The following is a 21328-nucleotide window of genomic DNA, read 5'->3' as shown; positions in this document are numbered from 1 at the left end:
TACGTCGCGTCGTCGCTTTGTAAAAAAGACATGCCGCGCCGAGAGGACGTGGCAGTCGGTTTGGAGTTTTCCATTTTTCGTCAATCTGCAAGGGGATCTACTCGTGAAAAAGCATACATTAGGCATACTAACTGGATTAGGACTGGCAGTTTCTGGGATCGCGCACGCGCAGTCGAGCGTCACCCTGTACGGCATCATCGACGAAGCGGTGCGCTATGACACCCACCAGAACAAATCCGGCGGGAAGCTTTTCACGATGGGTAGCGGCGGCGAGATTCAGGGTAGCCGCTGGGGTCTGCAGGGCACCGAGGATCTCGGTGGCGGCTTGTCCGCGATCTTCCAGCTCGAAGGCGGCTTTACACCGAATACCGGCGTGACGCAGCAATCCACGCCGTCCGGCACCGCCCGCCTGTTCGGCCGCACCGCGCTGGTGGGCCTGAGCAGCGCGTCCTACGGTACGTTGACGATGGGCCGGCAATACACGCTGGTGCATGAAATGGGCTGGACGCACGATATCTATGCGTTCGCCAATTACACCGGCACGGTCGGCTTTCAGGGCGCCGGTCTGACGGGCGGCGGCCGTCTGGACAATTCCGTGCGATATACCTCGCCGACGCTTGCCGGTTTTACCCTCAAGGGCTCGTATACGTTTGGCGGTGTAGCGGGAAATACTCACCAGAACTCGTCGCCGGCCGTCAGCCTTTCTTACGACCACGGCCCCTTGAGCGTTGGCGCGGCCTATCAGATCGTCAACGATATTGGCGGCCTGACGCCTGCGACCAGCACCTATGGCAGCACGTACTTCGGCGTGACGATTCCGGACAGCTCGCAAAAGATCTTCACCGCGGGCGCAACGTATAAGTTCGGCGCGGCGAAGGTGTTCGGCTCGTATATCTACAGTCACGTCTATCCGGCTGACTATCGCAACGACTCCTTCTCCACCGCGGTCCAGTACTTCATCACGCCGTCACTCGTGCTCGATCTGCCGTTCTACATCGACTTCGTCCATCACGCAGGACAGAGCGGCACGCGTATCACGACCGGTCCGACGTTCGACTATTTCCTCAGCAAGCGCACCGACGTCTATGTCGGCGTGGACTACAACCACCTGACCGGCGCATGGACGACCCTCGCCGCCGCCTCCGGCTCGAATCAGCCGTTCTACGGCTTCAACTCGCTGTTCGAAGCCACGATCGGTCTGCGTCACAAGTTCTAAGGTTTGCAGTGTGGCACGTCTGTTCGGTGTCGCCCGACGCCGGCAGACTTCTCCAACGGCCGAACGACATCGGGACGCGAAGTCTTGTCCCGATCGTCAACAATGTGATCGAGAACATGCCCAGGGCGCTCGAATGGGCATCCATAAGCGTCGACTATCGGCCCAGACAACTTTGATCTTTGTCGACTGGGCCTCGAGGCGGTACCGTATAGCGTGCTGATCCCGCATTCACCGTTATAGGCCCTCACCATGCATGCACTTGTCATTCACGCCCCGCTCGATCTGCGCATCGAGGACGTTCCCACGCCTGAACCGGAAGCCAACCAGCTGCTCGTGCGGGTTCGGGCCGGCGGTATCTGCGGTTCGGATCTTCACTACTTCAACCATGGTGGTTTCGGCACGATTCGCATCAAGGAGCCCATGGTGCTCGGTCATGAAGTCTCGGGTGCCGTCGCGCGCGTGGGATCTGGTGTGACGGATATGCCGGTCGGCACCCGGATCTCCATCAGCCCGAGCCGGCCGTGTGGCCTGTGCCAATACTGCCAGCAAGGGCTGCAGAACCACTGCCTGGATATGCGCTACTACGGCAGCGCGATGCGCACGCCGCACGTGCAGGGCGCATTCCGCCAGGAGATCGTGATCGACCGCTCGCAGGCGCACGTTGTGGCGGACTCGTTGAGCGATGCGGAAGCCGCGATGGCCGAGCCGCTCTCGGTCGCCCTTCACGCCGTTCGGCGCGCAGGTCCGTTGCTCGGTAAGCGGGTGCTTGTCACAGGATGTGGGCCGATTGGCGCGTTGATCGTGGCGGCCGCGCGCAGAGCCGGTGCGGCGACGATCGTGGCAACTGACGTGAATACGCTGCCGCTCGACAGCGCGAAAAAGGTCGGTGCCGACCTCGCGTTCAACATCGCGGAGACGCCGGACGCGCTCCAGCCGTTCGCCGTCGACAAGGGTAGCTTCGACGTTCTGTTCGAAGCAAGCGGCAACGCAGCGGCGTTGCGCGGTGCGTTCGACGTGCTCAAACCGCGTGGCGTGATCGTGCAGGTCGGCCTCGGTGGCGACATCTCGTTGCCGATCAATGTGATCGTCGCCAAGGAATTCGATCTGCGCGGCGCGTTCCGCTTTCACGAAGAGTTCGCCGTTGCCGTCGAACTGCTGAACAAGGGGTTGATCGACGTGAAGCCTTTGATCTCGGGTATTTTCCCGTATCAGGATTCGGTCAAGGCGTTCCAGACAGCGGGCGATCGCTCAAAATCGATGAAGGTGCTGGTGAGCTTCGATTGATTGATCCCGCATGTATGGCGACGAAGACGCGGCAAGCTGCGTTCTCGTCGCCATACATAAAGCGCCCATAAAAAAGCCGACGTCGTGATGCAGACGTCGGCTTTTTCCTTCCCGTTGCGCGAGGCTCAGTTATTGCATCGTGCTTCGAGCGCATCGATAAACGCGCGGTTCCAGCGGCCTTCCTTCATCGCTCGCATCGTCTCAGCCTCTGCTTCCAGAACGGCCAGCGCTTTTTCGATGACATACTCGGCATCCTCCTGTGGAATGGCCAGCAAGCCATCCTGATCGCCGACGACGATATCGCCGGGATTGACCACCATTCCGCCGACCGACACCGGTACATTGATTTCACCCGGACCGTCTTTATACGGCCCCCGGTGCGTGACCCCACGGGCGTAAACCGGAAAATCCCGATCGCGGATTTCCGCGACATCACGGATCGCACCGTCGATGACCAAGCCGACAACGCCTATGTTTGCTGCGTAGAACGACAAAATGCCGCCGACCACGGCGTTGTTGAGATCGCCACCCGCGTCCACGACCAGGACATCGCCTGGACGGCAAAACTCCAGGGCGCGCAGGTAAGTCAGGTTATCCCCGCCACGCGAGCGCACGGTGACCGCGGTGCCGGCCATCGTCTTCTTGCCAGGCCGCTGATACGGGTGCAGGCCCACGCTACCGATGTTGCGATGCATGTTGTCGCTGAGCGCTGAGACGGGAATATCGCGCAATGCGCTAAGGATGGTATCGGCAGCCTGAGCCGCCGACGGGTTCTTCCTGATGGCTTTGTACATGGTCGATCTTCGCTTCCGGATGTAAGGGGGAGCGGCTCATGCAGATCAGGAACGAGTAGGCACGACACCGCTGCAACACGGATATAACGGTATATCGCCCCCACAAATCGCGCCAAGACGGGTTCGTTCTTGCGCGATAGGAAACGCTTATGAACCGCAATTGCCGGGCGGCGCGGCGCTGAGATACGTGGAGGTCGGCTCTCGACGATCAGCTATAGGCAGCGAAAGCAGACATTGGTTAACATCGCTCATCGCCCCCTGGATTTCACACCGATGCCCTCTTCCATCCGTAACTCGCTCGTCTGGATCTTCGACGCATTCGAGCGCGACGCCACCTATATTCGCAAACGGATGTTCGGCAGCGATGCTGCCTATATCGACGGCCTGCTGTGCCTGATTGCCGCCGATCGCGACAAGCCGTGGAATGGCCTGCTGGTGTGCACTTCGCACGAACGTCACGCCGCGCTCATTGAAGAAGTACCCGCTTTGCGGCCGCATCCGGTGCTTGGGAAATGGCTTTATGTGCCGCAAGACGATCCGGCATTCGAAACTACCGTCGAAACGATGACCGCGCTCGTGCTCGCGCGCGACCCGCGCGTGGGTGTCGAACCGAAGCCACGCAAACGGAGCGGCAAATCCACGTTGCCGAAGACATAAGAGATCGCTACCGGCCGCCTCGCCGACTCATCGAACCTGACACGCTCAACGCGCCGCACGAAGCTCAGACGGCTCGAGATAGAAATTCCGGTTCCCCGCGAGGCGCTCGACCATAAAGTCGATGAACGCCCTCACGCGCAGCGGTTGCTCGGTTCGATGGCGATAGTAGACGTAGATGGCCTCACGCTGCGTGACATGCCTGACGAGCAGCGGAACAAGTTCGCCACGTTTGATAGGCAAGGTCGCCGAAAAGCCGCCGAGTTGACCGATGGCGAGTCCCGCCAGCACGGCCTGGGTTTCCGCCTCCGTGTCATTGACGCATAAGCTGGCTGCGACGTCGCGATAGACGATCTCGTCATCGATCAGAAATTCCCACGGAGACTGCTTGCCGGTATTCGCCCGCCGATAGCCGGTGCAACGGTGCCCGTCGAGCTCATCGATGGTCCGCGGCGCGCCATAACGCTCGATATAGGCAGGCGACGCACAGACAATCAGTTGGATCGGCAGCAACCGTCGCGCGATCGTGCCGCCCGACGGCGGCGAACCGCCGCGAAAGCCCACGTCGGCGCGATCGCTGACAAGGTCGGTGAAATGATCGTCGAACTGCACATCCAGTTGCACATTCGGGTGCAATTCGGCGAATTCCAGGAAATACGGCCACAGCACGGTGCGCGAGAACGCGCTTGGCGCGCTCACCCGCAGCGGCCCGGCGATCGCGTCTTTCGATCGCCGCGCGTCGTCGAGTGCCGAGGACAGTATGGCCAACGCAGGCCTCACGCTGTCGAGAAGCCCCTGCCCCTCCTCGGTCAGGCTCAACTTGCGTGTGGTTCGGTGGAAAAGCCGGACCCCCAGCTCCTTTTCCAGCTGCATGACCGCGTGGCTCGCGGCCTGCGGCGAGATGCCCTGATCCACGGCGGCCTTGCGCAGGCTTCCCAGCGCCGCGGCCCGGACGAATATCGTGATTGCGCGTACTTCGTTCATGGCCGCCCGGATTAGCAAATAAAAGTTGATTATCAGTCTACCAACCACCGTCTAGTTTGTGCCAATCGACACGCCTACTATTCGTTCACTCTCACCCGAATCGTAGGAGAAACATCATGGCTAACAACACGAACAATGGCTTCAAGCGCGTCTGGTTCATCACCGGCGCGACGCGCGGCCTGGGCGCCCTGATCGCCGAGGCCGCTCTCGCTGACGGCAATGCGGTCGTTGCCACTGGCCGCAATATCGCAGCGATCACCGAGCGCTTCGGTCACTCGGCGGCCCTCCTTCCCGTCGCGCTGGACGTGACCGACGAAGCCCAGGCGAAGGCCGCGGTTCAAGCCGCAGTTGAACGGTTCGGCCGGATCGACGTTCTGGTCAACAATGCGGGCTTCGGCTTGCTTGGTGCCATCGAGGAGTCGAGCGATGCCGATGTGCGCCGCATGTACGACACGAACGTATTCGGCTTGCTGAATATCACACGCGCCGTTCTGCCGGTGATGCGCGCGCAGCGGGCCGGTCACGTCATCAATATGTCGTCGATCGGCGGTTATCGGGCAGCCGCCGGGTTCGGCGCCTATTCTTCGACCAAGTTCGCCGTTGAAGGCTTGACTGAAGCATTGCGGGCCGAACTGAAGCCGCTCGGTATTCACGCAACGGTCGTGGAGCCTGGTTACTTCCGTACGGACTTCCTCGACGCGACATCGCTTGTGGTTGCCGGGAACGTGATTGCCGACTATGACGAGACGTCAGGAGAGGTTCGCCGGCGTGCTACCCACATGAATCACAACCAGCCGGGCAACCCGGAGAAGCTCGCAGCCGCCATGGTCGAATTGGTCGACGCACAAACACCGCCGCTGCGCCTGCCGCTTGGCACCGACACGCTGAAGGCCATCGCTGAGAAGAATGCGTATGTTACGCAGGAAACCGAAACATGGAAGGCATTGTCGGCATCGACTGACTTTTCTGAATAAATGCTGACACCATCCGCTTCCCGTTTGCATTGTGTAATGGGAAGCGGATAGGCCGATACGCAATGGGGGTTTGCACCGAAGTCGCCGCCACTAATCCTTCATCATGCGTTGATACGGTAACCGGGTTGTACGTGCTAGTCCGTCTGACAAGAACTTCTACTTCCCCACCCGGAACCAACAGATGAAAACGACTCCCGTCTGCAACGCGACACGCCGCCTGTCATTCCCCCGACCGGCTTCCACGGTAGCACTCGTGCTATGCGCCGCCGCCCTCAACGCCCATGCCGAACAGTCCGATTTCCGCGGCGAAAGTCGCTTCGAGCCAGGCTTACTGGTTGTAAGTCGAAGCGTGTACGACAACCTGTCGAGCAACGTTCAGGTTGGCGCGATCCTACCGCCGAATTGCGGAGCCACTCAGGGCGGTTGTAGCGCGGCAACTGGCGCGCCGAACGACGGTACCTATCCGTTTGTTTGGAACAACGATGGTTACGACGCCAGCTTCGGCATCACGTCGCGGATCTTTCTCGATCAGCTCACGCCATCAGGCGAGTGGGTCAGCTCGCTCGAAGTGCCCAACAGTTTGCAGAAAACGCCGCGACGCGACCAACTCGTCACCAGCTTCAGTTCCAAATCGGAACTCGGCCTGCACCTTTCGCTCGACGGCCAGTACCTGACCTTTATGGGTTATGTCGCGCCGGTCAATACGGTGGATGTCTCCAATTCGAACACGCCAGGCGCAGTCGATCCCACTAATCCGGTGGGGCAGAATTACTATCGGGCAGTCGCTCGCGTCGACCGTGATGGGCACTTCCGCATCACCGAGACGAACGCATATAGCGGCAACAACGGACGTTCGGCGATTCTGAATAACCGCGATGGCGAAGATTTTTTCTACACAGCCGGCAACGCGGGTAACGGTGCGAACCCTCAACCGGCCGGAGTGGTCATCGGCGCCGGCGCACAATTCATCGACGCCACGAAAAAGCATGAGGCGCAGCAGGACCCGGGCGCACCGACTCCGCTCGCCAGCTTTTCGGTCACTGAACTTGGCGGTTCGGCAGACAAGATCGGCAAGGACGATAACTTCCGTGGCATGACCGTATTCAACAACGTCCTCTACTTTACGAAGGGTAGCGGCAGCAACGGCGTGAACACAGTGTATTTTGTGGACACCACGGGGAAAGCTTGCCCGTCTGGCACAGGTGTGCCGGCTGCGAATGCGGCACTGCCAAGCAAGGCGCTTGCTTACGATTCCGCCACGGTCCAAACCAATGGACTGCCAAACAATATGTGCGTGCTGGCCGGCTTTCCGTCGACACCCAACAAGACCGCGACTACGCTCTCCTTTCCGTTTGGCCTCTGGTTCGCCAACGCGACGACGCTCTATGTCGCGGACGAGGGCGATGGCTACACGGGCGGCCCCGATCTGTACACGCACGCGGCCGCGCAGACTGGCGCGGGTTTGCAGAAATGGGTGTATAACGCTGGCGCGAAAAAATGGACGCTCGCCTACACCCTGCAGGCGGGTCTGAACCTGGGCCAGCAATACACGGTTTCCGGATACCCAACCGGCTCCAATACGGCAACTGGACTGCCGTGGGCACCGGCGACGGATGGGCTGCGCAACCTGACCGGCCGCGTCGAAAATGACGGCACAGTCACGCTCTGGGCAATGACGTCGACCATCAGCGGCAACGGCGATGTGGGCGCCGATCCGAACAAGCTGGTAGCCATTCGCGATCTGCTCGCGAATACGACTGCGACCGGTGCCGCTCGCGAGAAATTCGTCGCGTTGCGAAGCGCAGGCTTTGGCGAGGTATTGCGCGGCGTCTCGTTCACGCCGGGTACTGATCCGGACCACCGTTTCTGACGCGCTGACAACCGGGTGAAGCCACGCCGCGGCGCATTCAAGCGTGCGTGGCTCACCCGGTTTGCACGACCCGTCAACGCATTACGCCGTGTGGCCCTTACTTCCCTGCTCGCTGTCGAGATGCGCCATCTGCGCCGCTGCGTAACGTTCACCTGCGGCGGCCCCATGCGGCACTGCCTGCGCGATCGCGGCCAGATCCTCAGCGCTGAGCGTCACGTCAACCGCACCGAGTGCTTCGGCGAGACGATCGCGCCGACGCGCGCCAACCAGCGGCACGATATCGCTGCCCTGTGCCGCAACCCACGCAATCGCGATCTGCGCAACCGAGACGCCTTTTGCATCGGCCACCTTGCGCAACGCATCCACCAGCGCGAGATTGTGATCGACGTTGTCCCCCTGAAAACGCGGACTCATGGCGCGAAAATCGCCTTTCCCCGCGGCGTCCTTGCTCCAGTGGCCGCTGATCAAACCGCGGGATAGCACGCCGTACGCCGTCACGCCAATGCCGAGTTCGCGGCAGGTCGGCAGGATCTCGTCTTCAATGCCACGGGAAATCAGCGAGTACTCGATCTGCAGGTCACTCACCGGGTGCACCGCTGCCGCACGGCGAATGGTCGTGGCGCCTACTTCGGACAAGCCGACGTGCCGCACATAGCCGGCCTTGATCATGTCGGCAATCGCCCCCACCGTGTCTTCGATAGGCACGTTGGGATCGAGCCGCGCAGGGCGGTAGATGTCGATATGATCGACGCCCAACCGCTGCAGCGAATAGGCAAGAAAGTTTTTGACCGCCGCGGGGCGCGCATCGTAGAGCGACCAGCCGCCTGCCGGGTCGCGCATGGCGCCGAATTTCACGCTGATGATCGCCGCATCGCGGCGTGACGGCGGCGCACTTTTCAGGGCCTCGCCGATCAGGATTTCGTTGTGACCGGAGCCGTAGAAATCGCCGGTATCGAGCAACGTGATGCCGGCTTCTAGCGCCGCGTGGATCGTTGCAATGCTTTCAGCGCGGTCAGACGGGCCGTACATGCCCGACATCCCCATGCAGCCAAGACCGATGGCGGAGCTTTGCGGGCCCGTCTTACCCAGTTGAAGTTGCTTCATGATGTCCTCAGTAGGTGCGCCGCAAGAAAGGCGCTTGCGCTGAAGTATCGGTCGATTTCCAGCGTGCGATAATCCACCTCAATCCGGATGACCCGAGCGGAAAAGCGAACAATGCAGGAACCCGACCTGTCCGATTTGAAAGCATTCGTCGCCGTCACACGAGCACGCGGATTCCGCCATGCCGCACTGACGGGCGGCGTGTCAGCCTCATCGCTTAGCGAAGCCGTTCGACGGCTCGAACAGCAGCTCGGCGTCAGGCTGCTCAACCGAACGACGCGCAGCGTCACGCCAACGGAAGCCGGGCAGCGTCTTTTCGAACGGCTTGCGCCGGCCTTCGGGGAAATCACCATCGCGCTGGACGCGGTGAATCTCTTTCGCGAGAGTCCGACTGGAACATTGAGATTAAACGTTCCGTCGATCGCGGCAAGAGAAATTCTGCCTGCTCTCCTGTCCCGCTTCCTCGCCGCTCATCTAGGTATCACGGTGGACGTCGGCACCAACGACACGTTCATCGATATCCTCGCGGCGGGCTTCGATGCCGGCATCCGCTACGACGAACGCCTCGAGCGCGACATGATCGCTGTGCCGATCGGCCCGCGCGTTCAACATTTCGTCGCGGCGGCCGCGCCGTCCTACCTCTCGGCCCGCGGTACACCGCAACATCCGGGTGAACTGTTGAACCACGCGTGTATCGGACACCGCTTCGACAGCGGCGTGCTCGCGACGTGGGAATTCAAGCGAGGCGACGAGGTCGTGCGGATCGAGCCAAACGGACCGATGATCGCCTCAATAATCGAACTGGAGCGAGGCGCGGCCATCGCAGGATTGGGAATCGTCTACTCGTTCGATGAATTTCTACGGCCGGCGATAGAGCAAGGTGCGCTCGTACCGGTGCTCGACGAGTGGTGTCAAACCTTCACTGGACCGTTTCTGTACTACCCGAGCCGGACGCATATGCCGGCTCCGCTCCGGGCGTTCGTTGACTTTATTCTTGCCGGTGAAGAGTCAGGTGGTCATCCGTAGGCAGGGCGCCACGATGAACCGATATGGGTTACGGCGCGGACCGGTGTCACGCGATCCACGCCGTGCCATGCAACAGCAGCGCGCTCAGCCCGCTGCGACGACGTCGATGCGCAACGCTTCCCCACCGGCCACAATCGCGAGCAGATGGTCGACGTTCGGGTGTGCACCCGGACGGTTGCGCGCGTCGGCCGTATGCTCGGCGAACACTGCGAGGCCGTGTTCGGCCGCCTTGGCGTCCAGCGTGCCGAAGGCCTGCTGCAGATAGTTGTACACCGCGAGCGACCCCTGCTTACCAGGCTTGTTCTCGATGCTGGCCACCACGGCGCCCTTGCCGTCGAGCAGATCGATACGTTCGATAGCGTCGATGGCCGGCAGCTGGGCGAGGTTGTCCTTGAACACGTTGCTCGGTTGAATCACTGAAAACACTCCTTCTATTCGGAAAAATGCGGCGAGCCGTATCTTATCCGATAGGGTGTTTTGCATCGTGCTGAACGAGGAGATCTCATGCAGTTCATTGCGGAAGCTTCGGTTTTTCCGAACCTTAGCTCCCGGATTAGCAGATTTATCCGTTCCCCAACCTGACGCAGACTGAGGTTCACCACCACTGCGGACATTGTCCGCGCCAGGAGCCCAAACATGCGTACCTATCCGCGCAACAGTCCTCAAGCCGCCGCACGTATCGTCGCGTTGGCACTCACTTCCGACGGACACGTCAGCAGTTCGGAAGAGCTCGCCCTCGAAAGCCTGGATATAGCGGGCCAACTCGGTCTCGCACCAGAGCAATTCGCGCAGATTGTGCAAACGCTTTGCGAGGATCAATCGGTCGCGAACACGCCGTTCGCGCCGCCAGTCGGCCAGATCGGCGCGGGCCTGCTCACCACGTTGTTGGATGAAATCGACGACGCCGCGTTGCGTCGCAAGGTGATGCGGCTATGTATCGCCGTCGCGATCGCGGACAACTATCTGGCCGATGGCGAAATTGCCTTGCTGGCTGCTGTGTTCAACGCATGGGGGCCTAAGCCAAACCAGATGGCAAGCCGGCACATCCCGTTGCCGGACGCGCCGTACACTCACGCACGCCCGGCAGCGACCACCTGAGAAGCGAGCGCATGATGTTGCCCGCGTCGCGAGCGGATCGCGTGGATCTCTTCGACCACGCCTTCCGCTCGACCGAGCCAGCGCAGTCCGCGCAGCAGCGCCACATCCCCCGCGCCCAGTTCCGCGAGGGGAAACACGCCGAGGCCACGCGCGGCGAACACCGCCATCAGCGCGCTGTCTTCGAACTCCCCGACAATTCGCGGCCGGATCCCTTCGGTTTCGAACCATCGGTCAAGCCGCGCACGCAACGCGCCGTGCCCGGTGGGCAGAAGCACAGGCAGCTCGGCCAGGCATTGCGGAAAGCCGGTACGGGCGGATTTGCGGATGATCTCCGCGGGGCCATACCAGTCGACGGGCGAACCGACGAGGCGCTGGCTCACAACGCGTAGATCCGCATTGTGCGGCGCAGGCTGGCACGCCAGCACGAGATCGAGCCGATGGAGCGCGAGCTCCGACAGCAACTGCGCATGTTCGCCCTCGTGGCAGAGCAGCCTGAGCGACGGCGTTTCAAGCACTGGCGCGAGCAGCGCGTGCGCGGCCAGCTTTGAGATGCCGTCGGAAAGACCCACTGCAAGCCGGGCAACACGCTCGCCGCCCGCCTCGCGCATCTCATCGAGCAGCGCTTCGCCGATTTGAAAAATCTGTTCCGCGCGATTGAAAGCCGTCTCGCCGGCTTCAGTCATCGTAACGCCGCGCCCTGCCGGTTTGAGCAACTGGCGCCCGATCGATTTTTCCAGCTCACGCACCTGCGCGCTGATCGTCTGAACCGCCATGTCGAGACGCTCGGCCGCACGCGCGAAGCCGCCCTCTTTCACGACGATCCAGAAATAGTAGAGATGGCGATAGTTAAGCATGTTGGCGACACTTCGAAAAAATCGATATATCGCTCAGATTATCACTGATTTATCCGAACCATGAAGACGGCGATGATAACGGCATACCGACGTTGCCTGTCACCCTTTGCTTACGGACCCCATGGACTCTTTACTCACACTCGCCGCCGACCCCGCCGCATGGGCCGCTCTCCTCACGCTGGTCGTGATGGAAATCGTGCTCGGCATCGACAACCTGATCTTCATCTCGATCCTCAGCAACAAGCTGCCGGAAGCGCAGCGCGCTCGCGTTCAGCGCATGGGCATCATGCTTGCGCTCGTGCTACGGCTCGCCCTGCTCGGCACCGTCGCGTGGATTGCGCAACTGACCGCGCCTGCCGTGACGCTGTTCGGCCACGCGTTTTCATGGCGCGATCTGATCCTGCTCGGCGGCGGCCTGTTCCTCGTCTGGAAGGCAACGAGCGAAATTCGCCACCACGTCGTTCATGCGGAAGAAGTACGCGACAAGGCCAGCACGACCGTGCAGTTGACCGCGATGGCTGCAATTGGACAGATCCTTGTGCTCGATATCGTGTTCTCGGTCGACAGCATCATCACTGCCGTCGGGATGACCGAGCACATGCCGATCATGTTCGTTGCCGTGATTGCTGCAGTCACCGTGATGCTGTTCGCCGCCAACCCGCTGTCGCGCTTCATTGACCGTAATCCGACCATCGTCATGCTCGCGCTCGGTTTCCTGCTCGTGATCGGCATGACGCTCATCGCGGAAGGTTTTGGTTCACACGTGCCGAAAGCTTACATCTACGCGGCTATGGCGTTCTCCGCGTTTGTCGAGGCACTCAACATGCTCGTGCGCCGGGCGAATTCGAAGCGCATGGTTAGCGCGGAGTAACGAGCGCTAGATGAATTTTTTTACTCTTGAGGAGCAACGAAATGAAATGTCCCGTTTGCAAGACCACTGACCTGCTGATGACCGAGCGACGCTCGATCGAAATCGACTACTGCCCGGTATGCAGGGGCGTCTGGCTCGATCGCGGCGAACTCGACAAGCTGATTGCGCAGGACGCCGGCGGCGATGACGCGCAGGCTAACGCTACCGCACGCACGAGCCGCGACAGCTATCCGGATCGGGATCGAGATCGGGAACGGCATCGCGACCACGCGTACGACAACAACCGCACGTATGACAATCACCGAACGGATTATCGGGGACACAAGAAGAAGCGCTCGCTTTTCGACATGTTCGATTTCGATTGAAGGTGTCCGCGGGAGAAGAACCAGGCAGCAGTTATCAGATCAAAGGCGCGCGCTGTCATCAGACAGCCGCGCCTTTTTCATTTTCCCCTCTGACGTTGCCTCAGCCAGCGTCGAACCCTTCATACAAATAACAACGTGTCGCGTGTCATCGACAGAGCGAAGTGGTGCGTTAAGCCGTTAACGGTTTGAGCGCGCGGCCCAAGCACGATCCACGCGCTGAATCCCCTGCGCCCGCCGCCATGATGTTCCCCCAAATTGTTTTCCTGCCCGTCTATCGTTCAGATGCCACTTTCTATCGTTTCGATTACAAAGACCTGCGCGCTTGCCGCGCTAACGTATTGCACGCTAACCATGGCGATGCCGGCGCAGGCAGCCGACAACGTGATCGTGCTCGACTCCGGCGAAGCCCAACTGACGCTGATCGATCCCGCTACGCATAAGGTGATCGGCACGGAGCCGACCGGCAAGGAACCGCACCATCTGATGATCACGCCCGACGGGCACTCGCTGATCGTCGCGGATTCGATCTCGAACGATCTGATGTTTCTCGATCCGCACACCGGGAAGGTGCAGCGCAAGGTCGACGATATTGAAGATCCCTATCAGCTCGGTTTCTCGCCCGATCACAAATGGTTCGTGACAGCCGGTCTGCGACTGGATCGCGTCGACGTGTACCACTACGACGGCCAGAACATGACGCTCGCCAAACGTGTCCCGCTCTCGAAGACGCCGAGCCACATGACGTTCTCATCCGATAGCAAGACGGTATTCGTCACACTGCAAGACACCGGCGAAGTGGCCGCGATCGATCTGGCGACGCAGACGGTGCTGTGGAAACTGCATGTGGGCAATACACCCGCCGGACTCTGGATGACGCCAGGCGACCGCTATCTGTTGATCGGCATGACGGGCGAAGACGATGTGGCCGTGGTCGACTGGCACAAACAACAAGTCGTGAAAAGAATTCAGACCGGGCGCGGCGCGCACAACTTCCGCAACCTCGACGACGGCCAGCACATAGCGCTCACGAACCGCGTGGAAAGCACAATCAGCATTCTCGATTACAACACGCTGACGAAGACCGCCGACATCACCGGACTCATGCCCGGCCCTGATGACATGGAACTGTCTTCGGATCGCCGCTACCTGTGGGTCACATTCCGTTTTTCGCGGCATGTCGGCATCATTGATCTGACGACATATAAACTTATCGACACGATCGCGGTCGGACGTTCACCGCATGGTTTGTATTTCGCCAATCGTGCGCCCGTGTATGCACCCAATCCAGACTGAACAGGCTTTCGTTTTGATGACAGCACCCGCAATTTCAAGAGATTTCCGATGATCCACGAAATCCTCGCGTTACTCGATAACGGCATCTCGACGCTGCAGACACTCCTGTACGTCGACGTGGTGCAGCCGTTTTTTTATCGGTTCGGCCTGATGGGATACGACGAGGACACCTACGATGCGCTCTATTGGGTGATCGTCGGCGTGCTGGAAATCCTGGTCACGTATATCGCCTTGCGGCCACTGGAAGCGCTGCGGCCCGTCGAGGCGTGGTCCGATCGAAAAGCGCTGCGCGCCGATGTGATCTACACGTGGATCGCCAAGCTCGGCATCGTCAATATCGCGTTCTTCTTCATGCTGCAGCCGCTGTTCAATCACTGGCAGAGTTTGATGGCGATCTACAACGTGCCGAACATCGACATCGACGGACTGTGGCCGGGCGTCACCGATCAACCGGTCGTGTCGTTCCTTATCTACCTGATCGTGCTCGATTTCTTCGGCTACTGGTATCACCGCTGGCAGCATCGCTTCGGCGTGTGGTGGGAACTGCACGCGGTGCACCACAGCCAGCAGCAGATGTCGTTGTGGGCCGACGACCGCAATCACTTTCTCGACGACATCATTCAGGCGGCGTTCTTCGCAGCGGTTTCGCTGTTCATCGGTGTGCAGCCGACGCAGTTCGTCGTGCTGGTTGCGGTCGGCAACTTCATGCAGAGCGTGCAGCACGTGAACGCGCGCTTGCCGTATGGATGGCTGCTCGAACGCACGATCGTGAGTCCGATTTTCCATCGGCGTCATCATGCAATTGGCTACGGCCATGAAGGCACGCGCTACGGCTGTAACTTCGGCGTGCTGTTTCCGTGGTGGGACATGATGTTCAGGACCGCGTCGTGGGACCGTACTGTCGAGCCGACCGGCATTCGTGACCAGTTGCCCGTGCCGCACGGCGCAGCACGTTCCTACGGTGACGGGTTGATCGCACAGCAATGGCGCGCCTTTGGCCGCATCGCGATGCGCCTGCGGGGCCAACGCAACTACGGCGGCGTAACGGACTGATTGTCATTGGGATGGAGCGGGTGAATCATCCCAAGCCCGCTGCTCGCACGATCAGCAACACGCCTGCGCCGACGATACCAACCCCAATCAAGCGCGCCGCCCGCTCGCCACGCGGCGCAAGACGTTCAACGGTGATGGCCGCCGTCACAGCGGCCATCACACGCAGATCCATGACCCCGGCAACGAGCAGGACCGTCGTCAGGCCGGCGCAGCAGTAGCTGCACTGCAAGCCCAAGTGCAGGCCGTGGCGCCATGCCGTGGTGACGTCCGCTGACAATGCGCGCAACATGAGGCAGCGACCAGGTGTTGTGCGGCAGCAGGCAAGACGCCGGGCCTTCCACGCCGTGAACTGCAGCGCCCCGGCGATCAGCACAATCACACCCATTGCGAACGGAACGGCGCGCGCCAGCGCCGGCTGTTGCATTTCGAGCGCCGCCAGCGCAGCACCGAGCGGAAATGCGGCCATGCCGAACGCGGTCCACACGAAGAAATACCCCGCGCCCACCACCACCGTCAGCCAGCCCAAACCCGTTACGCCCGCCCCGCCGACGGCCTCGCGATAGCGCAACAGCATGGGGACGAGAGATGGCAGCATCATCGCAACCATCATCACCACCCACATGCCGAGGAACGACGCCGCGAGGCCAGACCACGTTTGTCCGCACATCGGCATCCACGCCGCCGACATCGTCCAGCCGCCGGGCATCGGCATCTCACCCATCGCCGACATGGACACAGCGCCGACGATCGTTGCCGCCGTGCTGACGGTGAAGAGTAAGGCCGAGACGCCGAAGAAAGCCCGCTGCGAAGCGCGCGCTTCGATCGAGTGCCCCGGCATCTCCCGCCCTCCGGTTGCGCTGACGTGTTCCATCGCCCGGCTCAGCGCGTCGTCTCGTACTCGTCGTGACGCTTCCACCAGACGCCTGTCTCGTTACGCCCCTTGGGCGCGCGGTCGAGCCACTGATACATACCCCAGATGCCGTCCACACCTCGCGCATAGGTGGAATACGTGTGATAGACGACACCGTCCTCGAGTACGAACGCACTCAGACCCGGCCTGTCGCGCGTGTACGTCGCCGCGTCGGTTCCACAGGTGGCCGCGAACTGGGCGACGGGCTCCGGGACGACCTGCGTTTCGTCCATCGCATGCCCACCGCGCTCGTAGTTGTATTCGATGCTTCCCTCGCGCTGCTGCGCCTCGGTGAACGCGATGTTGAAGTCGAAGTTAAAGTCGCTGCCAGCCGAGGAAGCCCACGGGAACGTCCAGCCCATCCGGCGCTGATACGCCTGCAGCTTCTCCAACGGCGCCCGCGATACCGCCGACAACGTGACGTCGTGATTCGCCAGATGAACGGCGATGCCATCGAACCCATCGGCGATCGATGAGCACGACGGGCATCCCGCCTTGTAGTCGGGTCCGAACATGAAGTGGTACACGAGAAGCTGCGAGCGTCCTTTGAAGAGGTCCGCCAACGAGGCGCGTCCCGCAGCAGTTTCGAATGTGTACGCCTTGTCGATTCGCACCCAGGGCAGTGCCTGCCGTTGCTGCACCAGCGCGTCGCTCTGCCGCGTGAGCGCCTTCTCCGCCTTGAGCAGTTCGATCCGCGCCGCCAGCCACTCGTCACGCGTCCCGGTTTGATGTGTCGTGGTCATGCTTCCCTCCTTGGGAGTCCTTCGTCGTTCGTTCAGTTGTCGATACGACGAACTGGTTGGTGGTCGTGCTAGATTAGCCACGGGCACCCGAACGGTGGGAGTGACAAGTGTGGCGGGATTCGGATAGACCATGGACTCACTAGTCACGGCCGCGGCGCGTGCGCTCGCGGCGGGCGACCCGCTCGGCGCGCTGAACCGGATCGCCTTGCGAGACGACGCGGCTGCACTCGCGCTGCGAGGCATCGCGATGGCGCAGCTCGGCGATCTCGTTCGGGCAAAAGCGCTGGTGCGAAGCGCGGCGCGCGCCTTCGGCCCGAAAGCGCCGGTGGCCCGCGCGCGGTGCGTGGTCGCCGAGGCCGAAATCGCGCTCGCCTCGCGCGATCTGGGCTGGCCCGCAAAAGCGCTCGACGCCGCGCGGGCAACGCTCGAAGCCCATGGCGACCGGCTGAACGCCGCGCATGCGCGGTATCTCGAAGTCCGGCGCCTCCTTCTGATCGGACGCCTCGACGAGGCCGAGCGCCTGCTCGTCCACCTCGATCCCACGCCCTTCCCGCCCGCGCTGCGCGCCGCCCACGAGCTGGTCGTCGCCGGAATCGCGATGCGCCGCCTGCAGACGAAAACAGCGCGCGCCGCGCTCGCGAAAGCCGAGCAGGCCGCACGTCACGCAGGTATCCCGTCGCTGACGGCAGAGGTCGAGAGCGCACGCCTTCTGCTGGACACGCCCGCGGCTCGTCTGATTGCACATGGCGAAGAGCGTCTGCTCGTGCTCGAGGAAGTTGAGGCGTTACTCGCGTCGAAGGCGCTCGTGGTGGACGCGTGCCGTTACGTCATACGTGAAGCAAACATCGTGGTTCCGCTTGCGAGGCGTCCCGTGTTGTTCGCGCTAGCCCGCGCACTGGCTGAAGCATGGCCCGAAGACGTATCGAGGGACACCCTCATCGCGCGCGCATTCCGGACCAAGCATGCCGATGAATCGCATCGCGCGCGGCTGCGCGTCGAAGTCGGACGGCTTCGCGCATTGCTTGGGCCGCTGGCCGGCGTGAGCGCGACGAAACGCGGTTTTGCACTGGTGCCGCACGGCGCACGCGAGGTCGTCGTGCTTGCACGGCCGGTCGAAGAGCCGCATGCGATGGTGCTCGCCTTCCTCGCCGACGGTGAGTCGTGGTCGAGCTCGGCGCTCGCGATTGCGCTGGACGCCAGTCAACGCACCATGCAGCGGGCACTCGATTCGCTGGCGGCAGCCGGCAAGGTGCAGTCGTTCGGCCGCGGGCGAGCAAGACGCTGGATGACGCCACCCATGCCCGGATTCACGACCACTTTGTTACTCCCCGCTCCCCCTACCGAGTGATTAGGATCGAAACATGAACAAATCAACCGCCAAAATCATCCGTGAATATGGGCCCTTTCCGGGCGTCAACCAGGTGGGGGGCGTCACGTACGACGGTCAGCGTGTCTGGATTGCCGCCGGAGACAAGCTGAACGCCTTCGATCCGGTGAGCGGAGAAACGCTGCGCTCGTTCGACGTCGCCGCGCAGGCTGGCACGGCCTTCGACGGCCAGCACCTGTTCCAGATCGCCGACGATCGCATCCAGAAGATCGATCCGGATACCGGTCACGTGCTCGCCACCATTCCTGCGCCTGGCGGCGGTGGCAACTCGGGGCTCGCGTGGGCCGAAGGAACGCTCTGGGTGGGGCGGTATCAGGACCGGAAGATCCACCAGGTCGATCCCCAAACCGGCGCGATTCTGCGCACGATCGAATCCAACCGCTTCGTCACCGGCGTCACCTGGAGCAACGGAGAACTCTGGCACGGCACCTGGGAAGACGACGCGAGCGAGTTGCGGCGCGTCGATCCTGGTACGGGAGAAGTGCTGGAGAGCCTGGAGATGCCGCCCGGCCTCACCGTGTCGGGGCTGGAAGCCGACGGCGGCGATCTGTTCTTCTGTGGTGGCGGAAACAGCGGCAAGGTGCGAGCCGTACGCCGCCCCGCGCGAAACGCCGAGGTCCCGGTCGAGTCCGCGAGCGAGTAATTTACCGCTTGCTTACCCAGTCGCGCACCGCTTGCGCGAACAATCTCAGTGCGATCGGCGGATGACGGTTCGCGGGGTAATAGAGGCACAAACCGGCGAAAGTCGGACTCCATTCAGGCAGCAAGTGGATGAGGCGCCCCGACGCCAGATGCTCCGACACATGATATTCCGGAACCCAGGCAATGCCGATACCGGCGAGGGCGGCCTCGATCACCAAATTGAGATTGCCGAGCGTCACCGGCCCAGCAACATCGATATTCGCTCTTTTGCCCCGATGTTCGAGATCCCACCGGGGAAGTACGCCGCTATCAAAGCGGAAGCGGATGCACCGGTGCTGCATCAGGTCGTGCGGCGCTTTCGGCGGTACGTGATGCGCAAGATAGTCCGGCGAAGCTACCGCTGCGAAACGCATGTCGCCCCCGAAGCGGACGGCGATCATATCGCGCGGCACGTCGTCATAGACGCGTATGCCCGCGTCGAAGCCATCGGCCACGATATCCACAAGCCGTGTGTCCACGACGAACTCGACGTGAATGTCGGGATATGCCGCGAGGAAGTCAGGAAGAACATGCCGGATCAGCGGTCTCACTGACGCCTCCGACGCACTGATCCGGATCGATCCCGACGGCCGGTCGTGTTCCGACGCGACCTGATTCACCGCCTCTTCCAGATCCGCGATGGCGGGCCGCACCCGCCGCAGGAGCTGCTCACCCGCCTCGGTGAGCGCAACGGATCTTGTTGTGCGGTTAAGCAGCCGCACCGCCAACCGTGCCTCCAGACCCCGCATTGAATGACTCAGCGCCGAGGGCGAGACCCCCAGCGTACGCGCCGCCGCGCGGAAGCTTCGCTGGTCGGCAATGGCGACGAATGCAGTTAGTTCGGACAGACCGGCGCGCGCCATAGATGAATTTTCCTCAATGCCCTGTGCAATTCTAGCCAGATTGTTGAGCCAATCACAACAGCATAAGATCGTTGGCGTCAACCGACATCGCACGGAAGGAGCAAGAACATGCAACATCGCAAGCTTGGAAACAGCGGTCTCGACGTATCGGCGCTTGGCCTCGGCTGCATGGGTTTGAGCTATGGCTATGGCCCCGCGACCGAAAAGTCCGAAGGCATCAAACTGATCCGGTCCGCTTTCGAACTGGGTGTGACGTTCTTCGATACCGCAGAAGCCTACGGACCGTTTTTTAACGAGGAACTCGTCGGCGAGGCGCTAGCGCCGTTTCGCGATCAGGTGGTGATCGCCACCAAGTTCGGTTTCAAGGACGGCGACGTGAGCCAGGGTCTGGACAGCCGGCCCGAGCGCATTCGTGCGGTCGTCGAGGCTTCGTTGAAGCGCCTGAACACCGATCGCATCGACCTCTTCTACCAGCATCGCGTCGACCCGAACGTGCCGATCGAAGACGTCGCCGGCGCCGTCAAGGAGTTGATCCAGCAAGGCAAGGTGAAACACTTCGGTCTCTCCGAAGCCGGCGCGAATTCGATTCGTCGTGCCCATGCCGTGCAACCGGTGGCGGCACTGCAAAGCGAGTACTCGATGTGGTGGCGCGAGCCGGAAGAAACGGTGCTCCCCACGCTGGAGGAACTGGGCATCGGCTTCGTGCCGTTCAGCCCGCTCGGCAAGGGTTTCCTCACCGGCGCCATCGACGCGAACACCTCGTTCGACAAAACCGATTTCCGCAGTATCGTGCCGCGCTTCTCGGAGGAGAACCGCAAGGCCAATGCGGGCCTCGTCGAAGTGCTGGGCCGGATCGCGGACGGCAAAGGTGCTACGCGCGCCCAGATCGCTCTCGCCTGGCTGCTGGCGCAGAAGCCGTGGATTGTACCGATTCCGGGTACGACCAAGCTTCATCGACTGACAGAGAACATCGGCGCGGCCGCAGTCGAACTGTCGGCTGACGATCTGTCGGCCATCGAAGCGGCCCTGCATGAGGTCAAGGTGGTCGGCGATCGGTACCCGGCGCATCTGCAGCAGCGCGTGGATCGCTAATGCGCCTGGCGTGCCAGATCTCTACCTGACAGCGGGTTGGGCACAACGCGTGGTAGGGGTATGCACGGTACCCCGTGCCGCGCACACGATGCTACGCTTGGAGTTCTTTGCGCACGACACTAACTAAACGCAGATTTCAGCCAAACATCGCACAACTCGTCTAGCCGCCACGGAATACATGACGAGTGTCTTTGGCACTCCACAAAGTCGATAGC

General features: G+C 61.6%; 22 protein-coding genes. 14 read left to right on the top strand and 8 right to left on the bottom strand.

The genetic code is table 11. The features are described from left to right. Positions 1-103 precede the first annotated feature (103 nt). Together KHO30_RS04485 and KHO30_RS04480 are read left to right on the top strand one after the other, a co-directional pair. Entirely contained in the window at positions 104-1216 is a 1113-nt protein-coding gene (locus KHO30_RS04485; RefSeq protein ID WP_244863938.1) for a porin, read from the top strand. Positions 1217-1465: 249 nt separating this feature from the next. Next, complete coding sequence (locus KHO30_RS04480; protein WP_093637159.1) at positions 1466-2500, top strand: L-idonate 5-dehydrogenase; 1035 nt, start codon at positions 1466-1468, stop codon at positions 2498-2500. Between the two features lie 125 nt (positions 2501-2625). Here KHO30_RS04480 and KHO30_RS04475 read toward each other — a convergent pair whose 3' ends face one another. Beyond that, positions 2626-3294 carry an RraA family protein gene (locus KHO30_RS04475; protein WP_211700159.1) on the bottom strand — a complete coding sequence of 223 codons (669 nt, stop codon included), beginning with the start codon at positions 3292-3294 and terminating at the stop codon, positions 2626-2628. Between the two features lie 273 nt (positions 3295-3567). Here KHO30_RS04475 and KHO30_RS04470 point away from each other — a divergent pair, with 273 nt between their 5' ends. Continuing rightward, complete coding sequence (locus tag KHO30_RS04470; RefSeq protein WP_154559415.1) at positions 3568-3951, top strand: hypothetical protein; 384 nt, start codon at positions 3568-3570, stop codon at positions 3949-3951. A gap of 45 nt (positions 3952-3996) precedes the next feature. On the opposite strand, the gene KHO30_RS04465 is transcribed toward KHO30_RS04470, so the two are convergent. Then, the gene (locus KHO30_RS04465; protein ID WP_200619675.1) at positions 3997-4932 is read right to left on the bottom strand and encodes a LysR family transcriptional regulator; all 936 of its coding nucleotides are present in this window, start codon (positions 4930-4932) and stop codon (positions 3997-3999) included. Positions 4933-5048: 116 nt separating this feature from the next. Between KHO30_RS04465 and KHO30_RS04460 the strand changes: the two genes are divergently transcribed. Together KHO30_RS04460 and KHO30_RS04455 are read left to right on the top strand one after the other, a co-directional pair. After that, on the top strand, positions 5049-5906 hold the full coding sequence (locus KHO30_RS04460; RefSeq protein WP_093637150.1) for an oxidoreductase: 858 nt from the start codon (positions 5049-5051) through the stop codon (positions 5904-5906). A 181-nt stretch (positions 5907-6087) separates the two neighbouring features. Further along, entirely contained in the window at positions 6088-7776 is a 1689-nt protein-coding gene (locus KHO30_RS04455) for a hypothetical protein (RefSeq protein WP_211700158.1), read from the top strand. 81 nt (positions 7777-7857) lie between these two features. Here the strand turns inward: KHO30_RS04455 and KHO30_RS04450 are convergent, their stop codons facing one another. After that, the gene (locus KHO30_RS04450) at positions 7858-8880 is read right to left on the bottom strand and encodes an aldo/keto reductase (protein WP_211700157.1); all 1023 of its coding nucleotides are present in this window, start codon (positions 8878-8880) and stop codon (positions 7858-7860) included. A gap of 111 nt (positions 8881-8991) precedes the next feature. Between KHO30_RS04450 and KHO30_RS04445 the strand changes: the two genes are divergently transcribed. Beyond that, entirely contained in the window at positions 8992-9903 is a 912-nt protein-coding gene (locus KHO30_RS04445) for a LysR family transcriptional regulator (protein ID WP_211700156.1), read from the top strand. A gap of 84 nt (positions 9904-9987) precedes the next feature. Here KHO30_RS04445 and KHO30_RS04440 read toward each other — a convergent pair whose 3' ends face one another. Further along, positions 9988-10320 carry a DUF2322 family protein gene (locus KHO30_RS04440; protein WP_093637138.1) on the bottom strand — a complete coding sequence of 111 codons (333 nt, stop codon included), beginning with the start codon at positions 10318-10320 and terminating at the stop codon, positions 9988-9990. A gap of 219 nt (positions 10321-10539) precedes the next feature. Between KHO30_RS04440 and KHO30_RS04435 the strand changes: the two genes are divergently transcribed. Further along, positions 10540-11001, top strand: a complete 462-nt coding sequence (locus tag KHO30_RS04435; protein WP_200619669.1) for a TerB family tellurite resistance protein — start codon at positions 10540-10542, stop codon at positions 10999-11001. On the opposite strand, the gene KHO30_RS04430 is transcribed toward KHO30_RS04435, so the two are convergent. Then, on the bottom strand, positions 10974-11855 hold the full coding sequence (locus KHO30_RS04430; protein WP_054033580.1) for a LysR family transcriptional regulator: 882 nt from the start codon (positions 11853-11855) through the stop codon (positions 10974-10976). The genes KHO30_RS04435 and KHO30_RS04430 overlap by 28 nt on opposite strands. Before the next feature lie 121 nt (positions 11856-11976). Between KHO30_RS04430 and KHO30_RS04425 the strand changes: the two genes are divergently transcribed. The 4 genes from KHO30_RS04425 to KHO30_RS04410 all read left to right on the top strand — a co-directional run bounded on the left by KHO30_RS04425 (position 11977) and on the right by KHO30_RS04410 (position 15437). Continuing rightward, positions 11977-12726: a TerC family protein gene (locus tag KHO30_RS04425; RefSeq protein WP_093637129.1), complete on the top strand. Its 750-nt coding sequence runs from the start codon at positions 11977-11979 to the stop codon at positions 12724-12726. Positions 12727-12767: 41 nt separating this feature from the next. Beyond that, entirely contained in the window at positions 12768-13091 is a 324-nt protein-coding gene (locus tag KHO30_RS04420) for a TFIIB-type zinc ribbon-containing protein (RefSeq protein WP_093637126.1), read from the top strand. A 351-nt stretch (positions 13092-13442) separates the two neighbouring features. Continuing rightward, positions 13443-14384 (top strand): YVTN family beta-propeller repeat protein, encoded by a 942-nt coding sequence (locus KHO30_RS04415; protein ID WP_244863990.1) that lies wholly within the window; start codon positions 13443-13445, stop codon positions 14382-14384. 48 nt (positions 14385-14432) lie between these two features. Then, positions 14433-15437 carry a sterol desaturase family protein gene (locus tag KHO30_RS04410; RefSeq protein ID WP_211700154.1) on the top strand — a complete coding sequence of 335 codons (1005 nt, stop codon included), beginning with the start codon at positions 14433-14435 and terminating at the stop codon, positions 15435-15437. 25 nt (positions 15438-15462) lie between these two features. Here the strand turns inward: KHO30_RS04410 and KHO30_RS04405 are convergent, their stop codons facing one another. Both KHO30_RS04405 and KHO30_RS04400 read right to left on the bottom strand, forming a co-directional pair. Then, positions 15463-16308: a DUF2182 domain-containing protein gene (locus KHO30_RS04405; RefSeq protein WP_211700153.1), complete on the bottom strand. Its 846-nt coding sequence runs from the start codon at positions 16306-16308 to the stop codon at positions 15463-15465. An 8-nt stretch (positions 16309-16316) separates the two neighbouring features. Next, a complete protein-coding gene (locus KHO30_RS04400; protein ID WP_093637113.1) occupies positions 16317-17090 on the bottom strand; it encodes a DUF899 domain-containing protein in 774 nt (257 codons plus the stop codon). 130 nt (positions 17091-17220) lie between these two features. Between KHO30_RS04400 and KHO30_RS04395 the strand changes: the two genes are divergently transcribed. Further along, on the top strand, positions 17221-18438 hold the full coding sequence (locus KHO30_RS04395) for a helix-turn-helix domain-containing protein (protein WP_211700152.1): 1218 nt from the start codon (positions 17221-17223) through the stop codon (positions 18436-18438). 13 nt (positions 18439-18451) lie between these two features. Next, entirely contained in the window at positions 18452-19120 is a 669-nt protein-coding gene (locus tag KHO30_RS04390; protein WP_211700151.1) for a Vgb family protein, read from the top strand. Between the two features lies 1 nt (position 19121). Here the strand turns inward: KHO30_RS04390 and KHO30_RS04385 are convergent, their stop codons facing one another. Continuing rightward, positions 19122-20021, bottom strand: a complete 900-nt coding sequence (locus tag KHO30_RS04385; protein WP_211700150.1) for a LysR family transcriptional regulator — start codon at positions 20019-20021, stop codon at positions 19122-19124. A gap of 108 nt (positions 20022-20129) precedes the next feature. On the opposite strand from KHO30_RS04385, the gene KHO30_RS04380 reads away from it, so the two are divergent. Then, positions 20130-21113, top strand: coding sequence for an aldo/keto reductase (locus KHO30_RS04380; protein WP_211700149.1), 984 nt, complete (start codon positions 20130-20132; stop codon positions 21111-21113). Positions 21114-21328: the final 215 nt, after the last annotated feature.

Origin of the sequence: Paraburkholderia aspalathi, assembly GCF_905220735.1 — a bacterium.
GTDB classification, from domain to species: domain Bacteria; phylum Pseudomonadota; class Gammaproteobacteria; order Burkholderiales; family Burkholderiaceae; genus Paraburkholderia; species Paraburkholderia aspalathi.
This window is presented reverse-complemented; position numbering and strand designations above follow the sequence as displayed.